Genomic DNA, 17,058 nt, shown 5'->3' with positions numbered 1-17,058 from the left:
CCCGGATCCCTCTTTCTTCCATACAAGTCTTCTTATATCTTGAACCTTTATTTTGGACTGAGGTTAGCATGGACAACAAACAGCCTGTAATTCTCGTAAAGCTAAACGAGGATCAAATTAAGAGGGCCAAAGAAGCAAATGGACCGAGACTAAGAATTACTCACGCTCTACTTTGCGGTAAATATGGTCAAATTTTTGGAACCGAAAACCAATGCAGAAAATACTACAACTCCTGGGGGCCGAGAAAACTTTTTCCGCACATTCTTGGCGACGCCTACGAGACGGACGACCAATCAATATCCAACTACGAAACAACCGATGAGCTGGTAACAGTCCTCATTAAAGCTAACGACCCAATTGAAAGAAAAATGCAGTTCGAAAAGATCGGCATCGACTATGACAAATGGGCCGAAAATGGAGAAATTAAGACAAAAAAACGATCTCTCCTATCAAGAATATTTGGGAAAAAGTAAATACCATATGAAAAATTCGATGTTTAAAAAACTAGCATTAACTATTTGCGCGCTGCACCTTTCAGTCTCCCCTGCTCACGCCGGACTTGAGGACACTTACCTCTGTGTAGCCGAGCAGTCCACAGGATTTGCCAAAGAGGATGGAGTCTGGAATACAGCTAAATTTAAAGTCGACGAGATTAAATACATCCTAAAGCCTGTAGACAAAAGCAGCCCTCGCTACGATAAGAGTGTGCCATTTTCTGCAACAGAAATCGGGAAAGACAAGCCAGATTACTTATGCCGGGTATTTTCAAAAAAATATCCGTTTGGCTTGTACTGCCTTTCCAACAGGGGCTCCTTAACTTACTCGTCCGAAACAGGCAATTACATACGGACCAACACCACAGGCTATTGGACTAAGGAGTATGACACCCCACACATTGAAAGAGGCAAGTGCTCCAAGCTATAAAGCTAATCAACTGGAGATCTAATATCCTCAATTACTTTGGCATTCATCTGTCTTATGTGCGTATCGATGATGGTTTTAATTTGCTGCCCATCCAAATAAATATTGTTTTGGATAGGCACCTTGTCATTAACTGCTTTAACTACGATTTCAGGGATTACTATTTTTGGCGCTTGAGCTGCCTGTATATCCTGAAAAAGTGCCTCTGGACCCGGCACCATATCTGACATGATGTTTGGGTCTAGTGTCTCCGTTTCATTCGGATCATGACCATTGAGTACGGCAGAGAACTCTATCGGGTCGACCTCTGGAGCTGCTAGCGCCGGCACATCGTCAAAATCGCCATTGGAGTAATTTAGCCCCCCGTAGATTGTCGGATTTTCCAGTGACTGCTCATACAGATCTTGGGCTCTTAGATTTTCTTTTGCTGTTTCCGATCCGAGAAATGCGGCAGCATGATCAAAGACACTAAACACGTCATCATCAGACGGCAAGAATGGTGTCGTTATATTTGATCTTGCATACGCCTTAAATGGGTTATTGGCAACCTCCCCTATCGCCTCCCGATTTTCATCAAAGAATTTATTAACATCGCCAATAAAACCCGTTAATGAATTAGCCAAATTATTACCAATAATATCGGATACGGCACCGACGTTTTGTTCGAGCAACAATACCGCATCATTGAATGCCGCTGCATTTTTTGTCATTTCATCCGTTATCGGCCGAACCTCTTGGAAGTAATCAATAGTCGATCGAACATTTTCAGAGCCGCTAGCAAGGAACAATTGGCTTGCCTCGGAAAGCCCTAGAGCTTTGGTAATTGCATTTACGCGTTCAGCATTATCAAATTTACTAAGCTGATCAGCGATTACCAAATAAGCTTCAAGGCTATTTGTCGCCTCGCGAATCGGCGCTGTACTTAGCCCCAAAACATCTGCGGCATCCCTGTATTGCCCCGATAAAATTTCCTGCCGAAGATCAGCAATGGTTCTTAGCTGAGAAATAGCCTCTCCCGGCGCACCATTAAACCCCTGCAATGCAGCATCAAGCGCGGAAACTCCGCTAGCCGACACGCCAATAGTTTCAGAGAATTTCCCAAAATCATCGTTCCGCTCAGCGAAATCAAATGCCAGATTTTTTAATCCATTTACCGTAAAGGCGCCTGCTAATACAGCGCCTAAACCTTTCGCTTTGCCAACAAGAGAATCAAGACCAGACTCTGCATCTTTCGCCCCTTGGTTGTCGTAGTCGTAACCAAGACCAATTACAAAATTGTCGATTTTCATTTTACTTCATCTCTTTAATCGCATCTTCAAGCACGTAATTAAATAACATTACGTCTGCTATCGAATAAGTGCCATTGTTTAGCTCAGACCACGAGCAAAGCGGCGGGGAGTAGTTAGGAATTCCCAGGCAAGGACGCATTAAGAAGTAATTTACTGGACCGCGCTTGAGCTTGGAGGGTTTATGCCTTTTTTTGCGTTGTCCAGCGATATAAAAAAATCTTGCAGGTTCACCCGTATCGCTTCTGCAAGCAAGGTGTAAAACATGTCGATCTGCCCCTGAAAGAATTCGATGCCCACAGGCTCGCTTTCGCCACTCAGGTGAATTCGATCAAACACAAGAGATTTAATTTTCATTAAATTATCTGTGCCAATTGTTATCAGCGAGCCTTTAATTAGGTTAACGTCGATCGCGTTATCAGACTTTGAGCTGGAAAATGCAATTCTCCCACCGGCCACCTGAATTAACTCAGCCTGCTGCACAGCACTCGCTTGAGGAATATTAAACGTTTTGTCTTTAATAGTTACTGATTCAATCATTCGTTGCCGCCTTTAGTTGCGTTCCATAGGTTAAATTCAATAGTAAATTGGTCATCCGAAATATTGGGAGCCTGACCACCGCGACCAACAGTGCCGTCGTTGGTGATCACGCCTTCAGTGCCAATGGATTTTTCAAGCGTTCCAATCTGCACTCGGGTTAAGCTAACTGTTGCGCCAGAGTTAAATAGCCCCTGCAAAAAGGAGGCGTCTGAAGTTCCTGGCATAACATTAATGGTTATGGTGCGCCCCGGATTATCTCGCTTAGTTTTAATTGCATTTTTGTTTGTCCCGCGCTTCATTGCATTTTTAGGGTCGATTGGCGCATCCGTATACGGGGGGTCACTCTCGCCCCAGCCTGTAATTTCACGGCCATTAACATGAACAATATTGCCGGAGGGAGAAAAGTCTGTTAGAGCCATTAGAAAATATCCATTGTTAGGTTAACGCCGTGAATTGCTCCGGCAGGAAAAACCAACTCACGCATAGGCGCTGCGAGTCGATCGCGACGATCTTCGTTGGGTATCGATAAGATGTCTTCTGGTTGAGTTAAAATCTCGTATCCGCGAGTGAATCGCTGTAAGCCGGTATCGATATCGGTGTATTGGCGCTCTCCGAGATAACCGTTAGCAATGTACTGCTCGCCAATCAGCTCGCTTTCAGAAATTAATAGCTGCTGCCCTGAAATAGTTTGCGGTAATTTATTCGGCTGATTTGCAATGGTGTTATACAGTCGAACTTTTTTCGCATTAATGTAAGCGTCAAGATCAACGACACTATCGATGTATTCATCAAAGGAGGAGTGAGTAATTGAATTAATTACCCGGCCATTGTCGGTTTGGCCTTGCAAATCCACTACACCATAAAAACCGACTTTTTTCGCCTTCATGGCTTTTACGGCGGAACTTGATAAACTTTCTTCTTGCACGCCCGTTAATTTTTTATATTCACCGGTGATAGTTGAGGCAGCAGCGCTGTAATTCACTGAGGCAAACCAGGGCGCCAAGGCAATGCCGGCGTAGGGATCGGTTGCGTGCGTAAATGTATGGGTGCGACGGAACCCTTGACTTGTAAATTCGCTGGCCATATCCGTGGTTGTATTAATGTCACGAATAGCTGCGGCGGCATCACCGGTTTGGCAGTTGATAAAAAAACTGTCATTGGCAAGATGCCAATCAGAAATATCACCGACCATTGCACCATTGCTGTATACGGATGCCGTAAAAAATGTCCAGTACCAATAAAATTTGTCCCGAGCCTCATTGAGAACGTCGGCAATATTGGCCTCATCTTGGTCGTAGGTGTAAACAGTGACTTGTCGACCGCGCGGGATATTGCCAAACCATCGATTTAACGCCTGGTAGGTTTGAGTTCCGGTTGCGTAATCTGCGCCTGACTCTGACAGACTGGAATACACGCGTCTATCACCTGGCGATACTCCAGACGGGGATTCGCCGCTAGGAGAAAACATGGTCGCAGAGCCGAAATTAGCGAAGCCAATCCCGGCCGGATTAATTCGCGTTGTCACTGGGATGAGTTGATCTACACTAACGCTCATTGAGGGTTCCTGTATCGATTAATGTTTCTTGGTTACCTACAGTCAAACGAACGCGCTCAATGTAGTTAATTACATGAGGGTTGGATGTTTCGTACGTGAGGTAAATGGATATTTGCGATCGAGACTCTTTTCTGTGAGCCTGCAACGCCGTTAAATTTCTGATATCACTGGTGTGGCTCCAGCCTAACTTGTTGAGAATTAACGCACCCATGACATCGGAGCGATAATTTGCGTCGAGTAATAGTTTTGGAAATTCGAGCGCATCTTTTCGATAAAAATTAATAGAGCATTCCGCGATTATTTGGGCGCGAACATCTTCTGTTAACACATCGCCTTCGCACTTATAAACCCGCCGACCCTTGCCCCACTTTCGAATACTCTGTGTCGGCTGAATCGAACAGTAAGAGCCTTTCGGGGCATCATCATTTGGATTTGCAAGAATGCAGTTAGGAACACCGGTCACCGCTTTAACAATGGGCGAAATGATGTTGAATATTTCTTCGTTAGTCATCGATTTTAGAGATGGTGATTTTGCAGCGCTTAGAAGCTAATCGCTTATCCATGACAATGGCTCGATATTTTCCGGTGCGATCTGACAGCTCCCAAAAATCACCATTTTCAATATCAAGCAGCGGGCCGGAACGAACGTAAATATTTAAAACTTCAATGGTTCGCTCGCCGCCCGACTCAATAAAATTAATTTCTTTGGGTGTAGCCGGTCGAACTTCAACGTCTCTAATATCAAGTTTACTTTCTGGTAATTTTCCGCTGTTAACTTGATTCTTTGGTGTTCGAATTGCCCGCACCAATTGCGAGTTACGGTCAACGTGCGGATTATTCAGTGGAATCATTTTTGCCATGCACCTTGTAGGTAATTGACCCCCTAAGCTCTCCATCTTTAATCAGCGGGTTATCCTTGCCCCCTTTTCTTTTAATTGTTTCAGGAGTGTTAGGAGGATCTCTTAAATCAGTCATGTAAACTTGCGCAGCGGAAGCCGCTAGACCGCCAACAGCCTCTGCGATTTCGTCTGGATGCTGCCCGCTTTCGAGCCCAGTCGAGATGGTTTCGGAGTACTTTTTTAAATCCTGGGAAACGCCGACATCCAACCAGGGGCGAGCTGGCACAATGTCGGTACCAAAATGGTGAGCTGCGCCCAACTCGGCATTTGACAGCTCACCATCAGGTCTGCCGCCCTCCTCTTCATGAATGCCAATCGTGATTTTATTTTTTGGCTCACGCTCAGCGATAAATTGCCTTAGGCGGTTTTTTATTTTCTGAGACCCAGCAGTAGAGACTTTAATCATACGACCAAAGCCCCTATGCCTATACGCTTTTTCAGTCGCAAAAATTCTTGTCCGAACTGCGTTGAGCCTAAAAAAGCGCTGTCTTGAGTTGTGGCCGGGGCGACGGCATACGATGTAGATTCATCACCAACGGATCGAGACGAGACCTGCAGGGCGGGTGAGGCATTTACACTTTTATTGTCACTCGCCCCATTAGGGTAATTTACTGTTAGCCAGTGCGCAGCAAAGAAAAACATTCCTCGCTGCTTGCTGGATCGATTTTGATAAATACCCCAACGCTTGCCGCCTGTCTCCGTATCAGCCTCTTCCAGTGCAATTTGCAGCACTGAATTAGGCCAAACCGAAGAGTCAGAAAATAACGCCTGTCTCGCCCGAAAGTCTCGGATGATTTGAGGGGTTATATCTAACATTATTTCTTTTGAGTCTTGGCTGGTGGGTCTTGCTCTACTGCAACCAAATCGCCAATATCCAGCATTTTTTTAACGAATGGCAATTCCTTAGCTTTGTCATCAACTTCAACCAGATCACCGGCCGGCTTGATATCGTACTTAATTGGCTTGTCTTTCGCGGTTGCAGGCGGAAAATTGATTGAAATTAATCGGCGAGAATTATTTTTTAGAAACATGAAAACTCCTTATTGGAAATCTCGATAGTGAGCGGCGACCGGGTAACGAATCTCGACACCACCAAATTTATATTCAGCCGGAACCAGTACAGTAAGACCGTCAGGCTGAGGCGTCAGTGAGCGCCACGGCATGGGCATACGCATTGTTAGAACTTCAGGGTCTCTCACGTACGCAATCATTCGATCGACACCACCAACACCCCCTTCTTCGAGCTCCAAAAGAGGCTTTATATCAAGGGGTTGGTTGGTCCGAGAAGTAAATAGGTTGTTCTTTTTGTAATACTCAAGAACAGTTGTATCCGTGCCTGTGTCCATTTTCTTTTCGGTAATAATTGCCCACCGATCAGATGATAAGAGCTGTGTATCTGGAATTTGCGAATTCGCAGTATTTTTCCATACGCTACGCAATTGCCCGTTCATTTCGGATACGATTTCTTGACCTGTAGCGGCCTCCCAGTCTGTAATAATTGCATTATCAAGAGGCACGTTAGGATTGTTGATTAATCCCGTTATATCGCGCTCATCATCACCGAAAAATGCAACCTCCTGCGCGTGCTCCTGGAAGCCACGGAAGGACATTTTGCCTTTAGTTGCATCAACCGGAATGCGCAATTGCTGTGATTTTCGCAACTCGTCCAGAGAATAACCGTAGGAGTTACCACCATAAAATACCGGGATTGTATTTTTCTGAGATTCAATATCCGATCGGGGCAAGTCAGACGCGCTGGCGCCAACAAACTTACCAGACGTGACTGCGTCGTAACTAATATAGGTTACCTCGTCCACCCATTCAGGGTCTGAGGTGTCAATAGGGATGTACTCTTGGTAAACAATGTGGCGGTACTTAACCTCATAAATTTTTTGCTCAAGGTTTGATAATTGCGAAACAAAAAAACCAAGTCCGTCGTCAGCAGTGTCGATATGGCGACCAGCATCGTAAGTGTAACTTTGGCCCGTATTATGATCTGTAACAGTAACTAGCATTGGCATTAGATTAACCTCCTAACCCTAAAGAAATTTTAACTAACTGCCCCGGAGCCGCTTCACCCAAGAATTTAGCGTTCGGAATTTGCACGGAAGCTGTTGCCCCGGTGCCAGCAGCGTTAGAAAAGTCGCCCGTCTGAGTTTCGCCAACCCGCAAAAACACAGGGTCACTTCTTGTTACTGCGCTTGCGGCGACAACCCAAACAGCGCCAAAACTGATGGCTGTAAACTCATAATTTGGAACCGCGCCACTAACAACGCCGTCACGATGAGCGCGGTTTAATTCGTACATGACAACGCCGCAAAATTCTGCCGCAGTAGAAGAACTTGTTGGAAGCTCCGCGCCTATTTCAGTGCTGGATACCACTCCCTTTCCATAGGCAATCGGCTCATCAGAAGTGTTCAACTTCGAAACTTTATTGCAAAGCTGTAAATCAACCGGCATGCCTGCGTAAGCGGAGTTGTGCGTAGTGGAGTAGCTTGTTTGTACTGGCATTACTTGTCCTTCCAGGCGGAGGTTAATTTTTTCTCAAATGAATCACGGAACTCACTGGCTTTTGCAGGCTTGATCTTCTCTGCATCGCCAGCTAAGCGACGATACGAGTCATTTGCTTTTTTCTTTTCTTCCATGTCTTCGTCCGACTCCTCTTTTTCTGCTTCCATATCGAAAGCGGCCGAAATGTATGCGTTAGATTTAGAATCCCAATCAACAGATTCACGAGCGATAGAGAGCGCAGCTTTTTGAATTTCAACAACATCCAAGCTGTCACAAGAAAATTCACCGCCTGCAATTTTTTTTGCTGTGTCGCGAACTTTAATAATCTCGCCCATTCGCTTAGCAATAGCCGCATCGGAAGATTTTTTCTTTTCCTCCTTTAAATCCTCCTTCATTGCGTCCTTTTCGGCTTTTTCTTTTTCCATGCCCTCTTCCATGTCGGACATTTTGGACTTCATGTCTTTGTTTTCTTGTTTTAGCGATTCAATCTGGCTATTAATTTTCATAGCTGCAGCTTCGTCCGCGACCTCGACCTGAGTCCCTGAGTCGAGCGTTACAAAATATGGCATTTTTTTATTGCCTCCTGGTTTGTTGTCAAATAGTCGAGCTTGGGGACCAGCCCTAGCCGCATCTACCAGCGCAACATGATTAATTCGAATGTCACGCTGAATAAATTCGTAATCCGCGCCCTCTGGCACGTTGTTATCATAAAAAGAGGTGTAACCGGCGCTGAGTTGGACTTTGCCTTGCTCAACAGCCTTAATAGCTGCCTTGTCTTTAATGATTAAATCGCAGACAACAAAATCGCCGTCTGTAGAACCGACGCTTTCCGCATGACCAGCGGAGACTTTTTTGAAGGTTTCTGTGTCAACCATTTTGGCTGGATGCTCAATGGTGACATCGACGCTTTTGTAGGTGTCTAACGACTCCTGCTTAAAAACTTCTTCTGGTGGCCGGTACACGCGAACAATGTCATTTGGATTGCGATCTTTTAAGCCAAGCTCGCTCGCTAAATATTCCTGAATGCCCGTCCTTGCGACGCGCCCAGGAACTCGTAAATAGCCGTTATCCAAATAGACACGCTCCGTAATTACATACGAAGCGCGATCATTAACTAAAATTCTCATATCAATTTATTTCTGAGGGTAATACCGGTTGTGCAATGCATCGACACTGATAATCATGACCTGGAAATATCGGTTGACCGCTATCGCTGAGTGGTAATTCGTCATAGCGATAAATGCCAATTCCGTATTTGGTTTTTCTTTTTGCGATGTTGCGATGTCGACTTCTAACACGGATATCTTTTGAGTCGATCCAGCGGAAATACTCAAATCCCGCCGACAGGTGTCGACGCTTGCTTAAATCAGCGTTTAATTTTGCCGTTTGGTCGCGAGCAATAAACTTTGCTCTATTTACTGAAACGCCATGCGACTGAATTAATTGCTTGGCGATGATCGTCGAGCGGTTACCGGCTCGTACATTTGCAGACACAACAGATTCGACGTTATCCAAATATTGAGAGGAAATGGATTTAATAAGCCGCACATTATCGCTCACAGCCTCTTCCATGTACGCCCTTAAATCAGGTTCCAATGCATTAATGCCGAACCTATTTAAATCCTCACGAACGCGCCTTGCATTGATTTGGTTTGTTTCGGTTACAAACTGCAAAGCCAATTGTTCGGCAAGTAATTCAAATTCAGGGCTTACCCAGCGCTCTCGAATTGGCCTGATTGAGTCGCCACTTAAATCATCCAGTGTGATAATTTGAGGGTTTACACTGTCTGCAATTACGAATTCATTTTCACGACGTTTTAATTCAGGAATTAGAATTCGATTTATATCTTCCTGAATTTGATTTATTAATGAGCGTAGGCGCGCACGAAAACTATTTTCACTTTGTCCAGATGCCTTTATGCCTCGGGGTTTACGCTTCGTTTGTAGCTGGCTCAGCAGAAGCGCCTGGCTCGGACTCTGTAAAATCAAATTCATTTAGCAACTTTTCTTCGGCGGCTAGAACGTCATCATCATATTGGTAGTGTTCTTGCGCCTGTAACTCACGTTTAACCTGGACTGAACTGGCAACATTCATATCCATGTACATTTGGTGGGTTTGCGCTCGCAGCTGACCGGCTTGAGCGGTTTCCAGTTCATTTGGCTGGGCCAATGGATTCCACTCGTAATCAAAATCATCAGGAAAATCACCGAGCGCCGATCTCACCATGACCTCATCGAGATCACGCATGGGAATTTCTAAATCATTGGTTTGGTGAGAACGAATATCGTCGTAATAGGTTTTTAAATCACCTTCACCCGTGGCATTCATGCCTTTTGCAGAAGTGCCAAACAATTTGGTTACCGGTATTTTTGCCGCGCCAGAAATCCAAATCATCAGGGTTTCCAATACAGGAGCAACACCCGATAAATTTAGCGTCATTCGGTCCATGGTTTCATCACCATCGAGCAGAGCTAAATTAAAAATGGATTTCATCATTTTAAAGAGCTGGTATCGCTCTTGTATTTTTTCGTCCTCCTCGCTAGATAGCGCATCAGCCAGCCCTTCGCGAGTGATCGTGTCGATATTTGCCTCATGCATTAATTCAGCAATACCGTTTTTCGCAGCAATGGCATCGGTGACCTCCTCCATCGCCCGACGAAGAACGGAGTCACCCCAACCGTTTGTTTGGTCTAGCTGCCGCCTTGGTAATTTGTACCCCTCAAACCTAACAACATGGCTGTGGTGAATTTGTTGTTGCCCACCCCACACGGTATAAAACTCTGGCTTAAGATAATTTCTGGCAAGCACGTCGTGCGTGTTTAGCGTGTGTGCACCAAGTTCAAAACGGTCGAATACTAAGAGTCGCTGCAAGTCGCCCTTTTTTACCTGACTGATTTTTAGTGGTTTGCCTAGATCCTGGCCGGTAAGCATTAATATTCCGCCACCACCAAATAGCCGACCCCATTGAACGGCCTCTTGGACGCTGGACATAACACACAAGCGTTTTTCCTCACGCTGTATCTCTTCGGCATCCTGGCATTTAATGCGACGCCATTCACGCGTCATATCCTTAGCGGGAACATCAACGATCTGAGAGGCTATCCAACTTTCCTGATAGGCTGCGTCCAATTGATGCCAATCATTTAATATTCCATAGGCCCAACGATTGTTGGAGCGCTTTGTTTGCCCCTCAATCATTCCAGAGACAACATTACGCAAGCCGTCCATGTGCGCACGTACGCGAGTGCGCGGCTTGCTGTCTTTGGCGAGCTGGTTGTAATTATTCAGCTGAGTCACCATGAGAATTAAACGAGCACCGGCAATCAGAAGAATCCAATTCTCGCGGCGGCCTTACCTTTGGCATTGGGGTTTTGCTATTAACCCCTGGCAAGCCGTAATGCTTCCGAGACTCACTAACAATTTCACTCTTCGGCATAGGGGGAATTTTTGACATGATCGCCCACCCTGTTTTTTTAGGCTTAAAAACAGCTATGAAAAACCTTTTAATAAAATTCATAGCATCGACCCAATAGAAGCGGGTAATTTAGGTGTAGAGGTCATCACCATCGCTTCTGCAATATTCGGTGATGGCTGGCCGGTTCTTTTTTCCATATGGTCTTTGTCTTCAACTTTTTTCTTGCTGTTGGTTAATGACTTCATCCAAATAGGCGTCGATAGCTCTTTAGCCATTTTGTTGAATGTGTCGTTATCGTCGATGTCGAAGGAGATCATATCTTTAGGGTCAATATCATCTTCATTTAATTCGATGAATCGATAAGTGTTGTATACCTGCTGCGAAAACCGAGCCCATGTTTGAGCTTTTAAATTGGTGTACATTTCACCGTTGGTTTTTTTGGTACCAGGAATTTTTGCATCAGGGCGATAAACCGAATTACCTGCATTAAAGCCCTGTATTTTTAGCTTTTTGAGAACCTGCTCTTCATGAGTCATTTTCTCAGCTTTGTATTCTTTGAGCAGTTCTTTCTTGGCGTCTTTAACGAAGATATCTACTCCATCACCGTAGCCACCGCATTCATCATAAATAAATGCTTGGCCTTGCTTGGCCAACAAAAAGGCCCGCTTACTTGCCTCTCTCAAATCAGGCGACTTTAGCCACTCATCAACATGAGTAAATATATTTCCGTCCCGATGCACAGCACAGTTATAGTCTCGCCCTTGTCCGGCAGGGTCATAACCGACAATGCGGCGCCCTGTTTTTTTCCAGCGCGGATCGTTTGAAGTAAACCGAGCGACTTTGATCCAATCCAACTGAATAATGGCATCGTCACCCGTGCCTTTTGGCACCCCTTCCCATATGTTGTCGTACTCAGACTTGGGTAGAGTTTTTAGTGCGTGTAACCGCTGCTCGTTTAGGTGATCAGGAAAATATTTGTTATCTCGCCAATTTACCTTTTTGACGATCGCGCCGTCAGGCGTATAAACAATAAATCGCTGATACGTATCGTCCAGCTCATTGTCTGGGTTGAACAAGACAATGATGGCTGGATGGGGTCGATTTTTGGGTCGTATCGACGGCAGAAGAATATCCCATGATTTCTTGGAAATATTTTCCGCCTCTTCACACAAAACAATATCAACATTGGAAATCGACTTGATCGACTTAATATTGTTTTTAATGCCTTTGAAAATAAACTCAGAGCCATTAAGCCCTACAATTTTATTTTCAGTGATCTTGAAGAATGACTCTAAGCCACGAGCCTTAATACAGTCTTCAATCTCATTCTTAATTGATTCGTCAATGGAGTTTTGAAGCTCACGCGTGACGAGAATTCTTACCTTGCCTAGAGTTGCCTCAACTACTAGCGCATCAGCCCACTGATAGGTTTTACCTCCACCTCGACCACCATAATTAATGTGGTAGGTAATACCGGGCTTTAGGATGGATCGAACCGCAATAATTTGGTTCGATTCCGTTATAAAATGATCAGCAAACGCCCTCTGAGGAAACCAACTCAAACACCCCATTAATCACCGTCGACACCTGACTTGATTTCTGAGAATGGTACTAAATCACCGGTAGCGGTAATGTCCTGTTTATCCGCCAAACCAAGATCGCGAGCAATGATATTCGGGTTCAATTGTCCAGCGGCTGCACCTTCAAACTTCTGGGTGTAGATAACCATTTTTATCCAATCCGTGACTTCCAAAAAATCGGGCTTTTCGCAATAGTTATCCCAAGTGCCTCGACTAATTTCTAGCCTGATCAGCAACCCCTCAATGGTGAATGCTCGCAATTTAGCGAGAGGCACATGCTCGTTCATCCCTTGAAACGAACAAACTTTATCTTCATACAGAGGGTTGTCATGACACCAGTTAAAGTAATCGATTGCACCCTCTTCCAATTCGTCAGGAGATTCGAAAATAGGCTTTCGGCCGTGACTTGATCGCTTCTCCCAGAACTTATTTCCAGGCTTAAATTTAGTGTCTTCTGTCATGAGGTATGAAAATCAAACTTGAGGCGACTGCTCTCAGAATGCACAAGCACTTGGCCTTCTGGACGCTCTGCATCGAATACGATCAGGGTTAAACCCGTACCGGATAAACTGCTCGAAATGCCACCAGGGAAATCAAAACTTAAAACCGGCACTTCTCGACCATTCAAATCGAGAATATTTTCAGCCTGTATTGATCCGCCCGTTTGGTCACCGATAATGACTTCGCCGTTTTGGTCTTTTAGTTCAAATCCAGAGGCGCGGTTAAAATCAATCGCTTCATCAAACTGGGAAAATTCAACGTAAACCTGGTTGTTTCTGCCGGGGTCAACAAAAATTGATTCTTCATTAGAAAATGGATTTCTTAGCGTAACTTCATCGGTGTGAATGTTGGGTATGGTTCGTTCCCCACGAGCATCAATTACAGTGATTTCTAGTGTTTCGGTTACCGGTGGGTTAATGCCATCATCTGCAATAATGTCGATAGTGTCTTCTTGGATGAGAGCAATGTCGTATGCAGGGGCTCTTAGCTGCCATTGGTTATCGCCCGCACCGATTAATACGCCTTGACTGGAGGTTGGAGTGCCGCCATCAAAATTAATAATGGTGAAATTGGTTACCAGTGCTTGACCGTCAACAATGCGTATCGGACGAATAGTAATTCTTGGAGCGGGCTTTCTGGATACCGTGATCACTTGATTTAATGGTGCTGCGTCGGCCAGCGTTAATCGAATTCTATTTTCGCCTTCTGCCAATGTTCCGATGTTGTGACCGGTTGCATTGGTGCTTTCTAGCCAATCGATAATTTGTTGGTTGGAGGCATTAACGGTCGCTTCTTCTGCAACGGATAAATTCAGCGGGCCCGGATCGTCGATTATGTTTTCCAGAACGTTTTCAATGGTTAAATTAATAGCGTGATTAATTAGGTCAAAATCATTGCTTGCGGTAATTGTTAAAACAGCGCTTGGGGTCTGCTCAAAATCAATGGTATTTGGAATCATCAAATTGTATCCACTCCCAATACCATTGGGCGTTATTGTGGCGCCCTCCAGTCCAGATACTCGCACCTCTCGCGCATTGGGAATATTAACTACCAAAGCCGCACCTTGATTTTCCGTTACCGTTAATGCGGTGGGCGCATCAGTGGTAATGGTTTCATCAATGCGTAATGTAGCTGTTGAGAAATACCCAAACCTAACGGAGTTTGGTGTGGCATTGTAACTAAACCCAATGCTACCCGTTTCATCCAGTTGGACCTGTACCTCTCTTGGCTCAGGAGGCACAGAGGCGGATTCTATGGTTTCCAATGCAGTTACTAAAGGCTCGTTGGCAAATGGGTCTACTGAAATACTAAAATCGGTCAGCCTGGAAGGCGACCCGTCTGGGTCTCTCGCACTAGTAATTTTCAGTAGCGCAGTTCTATTTGCGTAACTTGGACCCGCGCTGACTCTCACGCGGCCATCTGGAGAGACGTCGGCAACAAATGCTTGATAGGTGCCTGCTGCATAATGATTTGCATCAGGAATATACTCATGCGCATTTAGGTAGTCCGGTATATTTGCGGCCGCAGGAACCCCTTCAGAATTCGCCGTTCCTAATCCTTGCCACGTTACATTTGAGCCCGGAATAACTCGACCATTAATGTCTCTTAGGTTGTTTGCTGTTCCCGTATCACCAACTAATGCATTTGTATTTGCTAATGCCGTACTTGGTACAACTGAGTTATTTACTGTTACGGTAGTGATCAGTGCTTTTGGTACAGGTTGGAATTGAAAATTAGGATTGCTTTTAATTCTTTCTGCAATGTAGCTTTGCAGAACGGTGATGCCTTGTGGTCCTGGGTGAATACCGTCGACCAATGGATCGACAAAATAAATTCCTTGCTGGTGAGCCTGAAATGATGCGGCATGCAAATCAATTAAGGGGCGCCCGGCGTCGAAATCATACCAGTTTGCGCTAAACTCTCTGGCGAACTCGTCTACCAACTCACGGTAAACAACGCTAGCCCTGTCTTCGCGAGTTAGTGCTAATACTTCCTGCTCTGCATCGTACGCGCGAAATGTGATCGTAGGGATGATAATTTCAACGCCAGCACTTTGAAGCTTCTCACACAGCCTTCGAGTAACCGCGCGAAATTCATCAATCTGAAATTGAGACCAACCGCCTAAAGAGCCATCCTCATTTACGATTAAATCATTGTTTCGAGAGATGTTGTTGCCCCACCAGTGGGCCAGCATGAAATGCTGAAATGATGACCCGTTGATGCTGCGAATAAATTCATCAACCTGATCTTCAATCAATCCGCCGGATGCAGTTTGTGTGGGGTCGTTGTAGAGTGCCGAGCCACTTACAGCAAAACTTCTAAATCCGGCGTTAATATTTTGGGATCGTAACGCAGTTAGAAAATCGCTACCCTCGTAGGTGTTGTTTGCGTCATCGTCTCTACTGGTGGTCTGGTCTAGTACCGAAGCGCCGATGATTGCCAGTCGTAATGGAATTAAATCAAATTCTTCCATCAACTATCACCCATCTCTTTTTTAATCTGTTTTGCCTTGAGAATATTTACTTTAATTGCGGAGGCACCAACAAGCGCACTCACAATCATCCCCACTAGAATGCTCAGCGTGCTAGCGTTATCAAAAATAAATGGGGAAATAGAGCTGAGAAAACATACGGAAACAGCAAATATGGATTGCATTACTCTGTGGGGCTCATCCATTGCATGGGCGCGAAATGTTAGCCCCATAAAGGTTAAAAACAGAATTACGTTTTTATGCACGAACGACTCGTCTTATCCAGCCGTAGAAGTATTTTTTGCTGGTTTCACGGTTTTCTACGATCTCAACGTATCGTTCCGTCAACAAAATTTTATACCGGCTAACAAAATACTCATCAACAGCGGTATTGATAGCGCTCAGGGTATTTTTGCCAATAACTCCATCATCTTTGGCCCGCACAACTCGCTGAGCGATCTTAGCCGCTGCACCAACTCCCATATTGACAGAAAAATTAAAGATAATGTTTGCTATGCGCGATGAATGGATTTCATCACAGCGCAATTTATCCCAAAATTCCTTTTTGTAAAAAGCTTTCACTAGCCCAGACAAATACTCATCTGACTCAATTTTATTGCAGAAATTAGCCGTTTTTTTAACTTTGTCGATTGTTACCCACCCTTCCCACATAGGGAAGTTTTTACGGCTAATGCCTTTGAAGGTTTCACCGCCTGGGTCATCAGGGTCAAATACGTAGCCACCCTCGTCCTTGAGGAGGTGGTCGTAAGCTTTATCAAAATTGGACATCAACTAGAACCTTTTCGTGGAATTGCATTAGAAATAGAATCAACGCCCTTTCCGATTTGTCGGAGACCGGCGTATGCCCACGGCAACGCAAGCAGAAGCAACAAAACTTCTGAGGTTGGATTTTCGTGCAAAAATATATAAACGAATGCTGCAATTAACGAGGCCCATGATTGACCAGGGCGAGTCCAGCGCACAAATCGATCATCCGCTTTATCTCCGGCACGAATTGTTTCCTGGGTAATGGAGTGGCTCTCCATTTCGTATTTTTCCATTACTTCAATATGATTCTGAATGGAAACCTTTTCCTCTAGCTCAATTTTTTTCAACTGAATTAGAAGCTCCGGGTCTTGCTTTAATTTTTCTAGCGCTTCTTCTGGGTCATTGGTGCCAGTTACGCGAGAAATAATAGCGGCACCAGCAGCAACGGCACTAGGGACCTTCCCGGCTAGCAGTGAGCCAATTAACTTACCACCATCACTGGCGTTGGATTTAATCCACTTTCCGACGTTGGACCATTTCATAAGCAAATTTCAGACATAAAAAAGGCCGCAATTAAGCAGCCGAAAGATAAGAAAGAGAACGAATAATAC

The 17,058-nt window shown here is 44.9% G+C and carries 22 protein-coding genes; 2 read left to right on the top strand and 20 right to left on the bottom strand.

What is annotated here, in order from left to right; all coding sequences use genetic code 11:
* Positions 1 to 68: 68 nt before the first annotated feature.
* Together LU361_RS13410 and LU361_RS13405 are read left to right on the top strand one after the other, a co-directional pair.
* Entirely contained in the window at positions 69 to 473 is a 405-nt protein-coding gene (locus LU361_RS13410; RefSeq protein WP_233089339.1) for a hypothetical protein, read from the top strand.
* Positions 397 to 924: a hypothetical protein gene (locus LU361_RS13405; RefSeq protein WP_233089338.1), complete on the top strand. Its 528-nt coding sequence runs from the start codon at positions 397 to 399 to the stop codon at positions 922 to 924. Before LU361_RS13410 ends, LU361_RS13405 begins: the two co-directional genes overlap by 77 nt.
* A 2-nt stretch (positions 925 to 926) precedes the next feature.
* Here LU361_RS13405 and LU361_RS13400 read toward each other — a convergent pair whose 3' ends face one another.
* The 20 genes from LU361_RS13400 to LU361_RS13305 all read right to left on the bottom strand — a co-directional run bounded on the left by LU361_RS13400 (position 927) and on the right by LU361_RS13305 (position 16,989).
* Entirely contained in the window at positions 927 to 2,210 is a 1,284-nt protein-coding gene (locus LU361_RS13400; protein ID WP_233089337.1) for a helix-turn-helix domain-containing protein, read from the bottom strand.
* 150 nt (positions 2,211 to 2,360) lie between these two features.
* Positions 2,361 to 2,747, bottom strand: a complete 387-nt coding sequence (locus LU361_RS13395; protein WP_233089336.1) for a hypothetical protein — start codon at positions 2,745 to 2,747, stop codon at positions 2,361 to 2,363.
* Entirely contained in the window at positions 2,744 to 3,166 is a 423-nt protein-coding gene (locus LU361_RS13390; protein WP_233089335.1) for a hypothetical protein, read from the bottom strand. Before LU361_RS13390 ends, LU361_RS13395 begins: the two co-directional genes overlap by 4 nt.
* Complete coding sequence (locus tag LU361_RS13385) at positions 3,166 to 4,302, bottom strand: DUF3383 family protein (protein WP_233089334.1); 1,137 nt, start codon at positions 4,300 to 4,302, stop codon at positions 3,166 to 3,168. Before LU361_RS13385 ends, LU361_RS13390 begins: the two co-directional genes overlap by 1 nt.
* Positions 4,292 to 4,813 (bottom strand): phage neck terminator protein, encoded by a 522-nt coding sequence (locus LU361_RS13380; protein ID WP_233089333.1) that lies wholly within the window; start codon positions 4,811 to 4,813, stop codon positions 4,292 to 4,294. Before LU361_RS13380 ends, LU361_RS13385 begins: the two co-directional genes overlap by 11 nt.
* Complete coding sequence (locus LU361_RS13375; RefSeq protein ID WP_233089332.1) at positions 4,806 to 5,153, bottom strand: hypothetical protein; 348 nt, start codon at positions 5,151 to 5,153, stop codon at positions 4,806 to 4,808. The genes LU361_RS13380 and LU361_RS13375 overlap by 8 nt, the downstream gene beginning before the upstream one ends.
* On the bottom strand, positions 5,137 to 5,607 hold the full coding sequence (locus LU361_RS13370; protein ID WP_233089331.1) for a hypothetical protein: 471 nt from the start codon (positions 5,605 to 5,607) through the stop codon (positions 5,137 to 5,139). Before LU361_RS13370 ends, LU361_RS13375 begins: the two co-directional genes overlap by 17 nt.
* Positions 5,604 to 6,017, bottom strand: a complete 414-nt coding sequence (locus LU361_RS13365) for a DUF4054 domain-containing protein (RefSeq protein WP_233089330.1) — start codon at positions 6,015 to 6,017, stop codon at positions 5,604 to 5,606. Before LU361_RS13365 ends, LU361_RS13370 begins: the two co-directional genes overlap by 4 nt.
* On the bottom strand, positions 6,017 to 6,232 hold the full coding sequence (locus LU361_RS13360; protein WP_233089329.1) for a hypothetical protein: 216 nt from the start codon (positions 6,230 to 6,232) through the stop codon (positions 6,017 to 6,019). Before LU361_RS13360 ends, LU361_RS13365 begins: the two co-directional genes overlap by 1 nt.
* A gap of 9 nt (positions 6,233 to 6,241) precedes the next feature.
* A complete protein-coding gene (locus LU361_RS13355) occupies positions 6,242 to 7,222 on the bottom strand; it encodes a DUF2184 domain-containing protein (RefSeq protein ID WP_233089328.1) in 981 nt (326 codons plus the stop codon).
* Between the two features lie 4 nt (positions 7,223 to 7,226).
* A complete protein-coding gene (locus tag LU361_RS13350) occupies positions 7,227 to 7,712 on the bottom strand; it encodes a structural cement protein Gp24 (RefSeq protein ID WP_233089327.1) in 486 nt (161 codons plus the stop codon).
* Positions 7,712 to 8,839, bottom strand: coding sequence for a DUF2213 domain-containing protein (locus tag LU361_RS13345; protein WP_233089326.1), 1,128 nt, complete (start codon positions 8,837 to 8,839; stop codon positions 7,712 to 7,714). Before LU361_RS13345 ends, LU361_RS13350 begins: the two co-directional genes overlap by 1 nt.
* Position 8,840: 1 nt before the next feature.
* A complete protein-coding gene (locus tag LU361_RS13340) occupies positions 8,841 to 9,707 on the bottom strand; it encodes a phage minor head protein (RefSeq protein WP_233089325.1) in 867 nt (288 codons plus the stop codon).
* Positions 9,643 to 11,013, bottom strand: coding sequence for a DUF1073 domain-containing protein (locus LU361_RS13335; protein WP_233089324.1), 1,371 nt, complete (start codon positions 11,011 to 11,013; stop codon positions 9,643 to 9,645). The genes LU361_RS13340 and LU361_RS13335 overlap by 65 nt, the downstream gene beginning before the upstream one ends.
* A gap of 213 nt (positions 11,014 to 11,226) precedes the next feature.
* Positions 11,227 to 12,690: a PBSX family phage terminase large subunit gene (locus LU361_RS13330; protein WP_233089323.1), complete on the bottom strand. Its 1,464-nt coding sequence runs from the start codon at positions 12,688 to 12,690 to the stop codon at positions 11,227 to 11,229.
* 8 nt (positions 12,691 to 12,698) lie between these two features.
* Positions 12,699 to 13,169: a DNA-packaging protein gene (locus LU361_RS13325; RefSeq protein WP_233089322.1), complete on the bottom strand. Its 471-nt coding sequence runs from the start codon at positions 13,167 to 13,169 to the stop codon at positions 12,699 to 12,701.
* Complete coding sequence (locus tag LU361_RS13320) at positions 13,166 to 15,682, bottom strand: SGNH/GDSL hydrolase family protein (RefSeq protein ID WP_233089321.1); 2,517 nt, start codon at positions 15,680 to 15,682, stop codon at positions 13,166 to 13,168. Before LU361_RS13320 ends, LU361_RS13325 begins: the two co-directional genes overlap by 4 nt.
* On the bottom strand, positions 15,682 to 15,945 hold the full coding sequence (locus LU361_RS13315) for a hypothetical protein (RefSeq protein ID WP_233089320.1): 264 nt from the start codon (positions 15,943 to 15,945) through the stop codon (positions 15,682 to 15,684). The genes LU361_RS13320 and LU361_RS13315 overlap by 1 nt, the downstream gene beginning before the upstream one ends.
* Entirely contained in the window at positions 15,938 to 16,468 is a 531-nt protein-coding gene (locus tag LU361_RS13310) for a glycoside hydrolase family 108 protein (RefSeq protein WP_233089319.1), read from the bottom strand. The genes LU361_RS13315 and LU361_RS13310 overlap by 8 nt, the downstream gene beginning before the upstream one ends.
* Positions 16,468 to 16,989 (bottom strand): hypothetical protein, encoded by a 522-nt coding sequence (locus LU361_RS13305; RefSeq protein WP_233089318.1) that lies wholly within the window; start codon positions 16,987 to 16,989, stop codon positions 16,468 to 16,470. Before LU361_RS13305 ends, LU361_RS13310 begins: the two co-directional genes overlap by 1 nt.
* Positions 16,990 to 17,058: the final 69 nt, after the last annotated feature.

It is taken from the genome of Sessilibacter corallicola (assembly GCF_021290925.1).
In the GTDB taxonomy this organism is placed as follows: Bacteria; Pseudomonadota; Gammaproteobacteria; order Pseudomonadales; family Cellvibrionaceae; genus Sessilibacter; species Sessilibacter corallicola.
This window is presented reverse-complemented; position numbering and strand designations above follow the sequence as displayed.

Excerpts from the sequence above, each read along its gene's own strand:
- LU361_RS13410 (WP_233089339.1), top strand. The coding sequence starts at position 69 with ATGGACAACAAACAGCCTGTAATTCTCGTAAAGCTAAACGAGGATCAA.
- LU361_RS13405 (WP_233089338.1), top strand. The coding sequence starts at position 397 with ATGACAAATGGGCCGAAAATGGAGAAATTAAGACAAAAAAACGATCTC.
- LU361_RS13400 (WP_233089337.1), bottom strand. The coding sequence starts at position 2,210 with ATGAAAATCGACAATTTTGTAATTGGTCTTGGTTACGACTACGACAAC.
- LU361_RS13395 (WP_233089336.1), bottom strand. The coding sequence starts at position 2,747 with ATGATTGAATCAGTAACTATTAAAGACAAAACGTTTAATATTCCTCAA.
- LU361_RS13390 (WP_233089335.1), bottom strand. The coding sequence starts at position 3,166 with ATGGCTCTAACAGACTTTTCTCCCTCCGGCAATATTGTTCATGTTAAT.
- LU361_RS13385 (WP_233089334.1), bottom strand. The coding sequence starts at position 4,302 with ATGAGCGTTAGTGTAGATCAACTCATCCCAGTGACAACGCGAATTAAT.
- LU361_RS13380 (WP_233089333.1), bottom strand. The coding sequence starts at position 4,813 with ATGACTAACGAAGAAATATTCAACATCATTTCGCCCATTGTTAAAGCG.
- LU361_RS13375 (WP_233089332.1), bottom strand. The coding sequence starts at position 5,153 with ATGATTCCACTGAATAATCCGCACGTTGACCGTAACTCGCAATTGGTG.
- LU361_RS13370 (WP_233089331.1), bottom strand. The coding sequence starts at position 5,607 with ATGATTAAAGTCTCTACTGCTGGGTCTCAGAAAATAAAAAACCGCCTA.
- LU361_RS13365 (WP_233089330.1), bottom strand. The coding sequence starts at position 6,017 with ATGTTAGATATAACCCCTCAAATCATCCGAGACTTTCGGGCGAGACAG.
- LU361_RS13360 (WP_233089329.1), bottom strand. The coding sequence starts at position 6,232 with ATGTTTCTAAAAAATAATTCTCGCCGATTAATTTCAATCAATTTTCCG.
- LU361_RS13355 (WP_233089328.1), bottom strand. The coding sequence starts at position 7,222 with ATGCCAATGCTAGTTACTGTTACAGATCATAATACGGGCCAAAGTTAC.
- LU361_RS13350 (WP_233089327.1), bottom strand. The coding sequence starts at position 7,712 with ATGCCAGTACAAACAAGCTACTCCACTACGCACAACTCCGCTTACGCA.
- LU361_RS13345 (WP_233089326.1), bottom strand. The coding sequence starts at position 8,839 with ATGAGAATTTTAGTTAATGATCGCGCTTCGTATGTAATTACGGAGCGT.
- LU361_RS13340 (WP_233089325.1), bottom strand. The coding sequence starts at position 9,707 with ATGAATTTGATTTTACAGAGTCCGAGCCAGGCGCTTCTGCTGAGCCAG.
- LU361_RS13335 (WP_233089324.1), bottom strand. The coding sequence starts at position 11,013 with ATGGTGACTCAGCTGAATAATTACAACCAGCTCGCCAAAGACAGCAAG.
- LU361_RS13325 (WP_233089322.1), bottom strand. The coding sequence starts at position 13,169 with ATGACAGAAGACACTAAATTTAAGCCTGGAAATAAGTTCTGGGAGAAG.
- LU361_RS13320 (WP_233089321.1), bottom strand. The coding sequence starts at position 15,682 with ATGGAAGAATTTGATTTAATTCCATTACGACTGGCAATCATCGGCGCT.
- LU361_RS13310 (WP_233089319.1), bottom strand. The coding sequence starts at position 16,468 with ATGTCCAATTTTGATAAAGCTTACGACCACCTCCTCAAGGACGAGGGT.
- LU361_RS13305 (WP_233089318.1), bottom strand. The coding sequence starts at position 16,989 with ATGAAATGGTCCAACGTCGGAAAGTGGATTAAATCCAACGCCAGTGAT.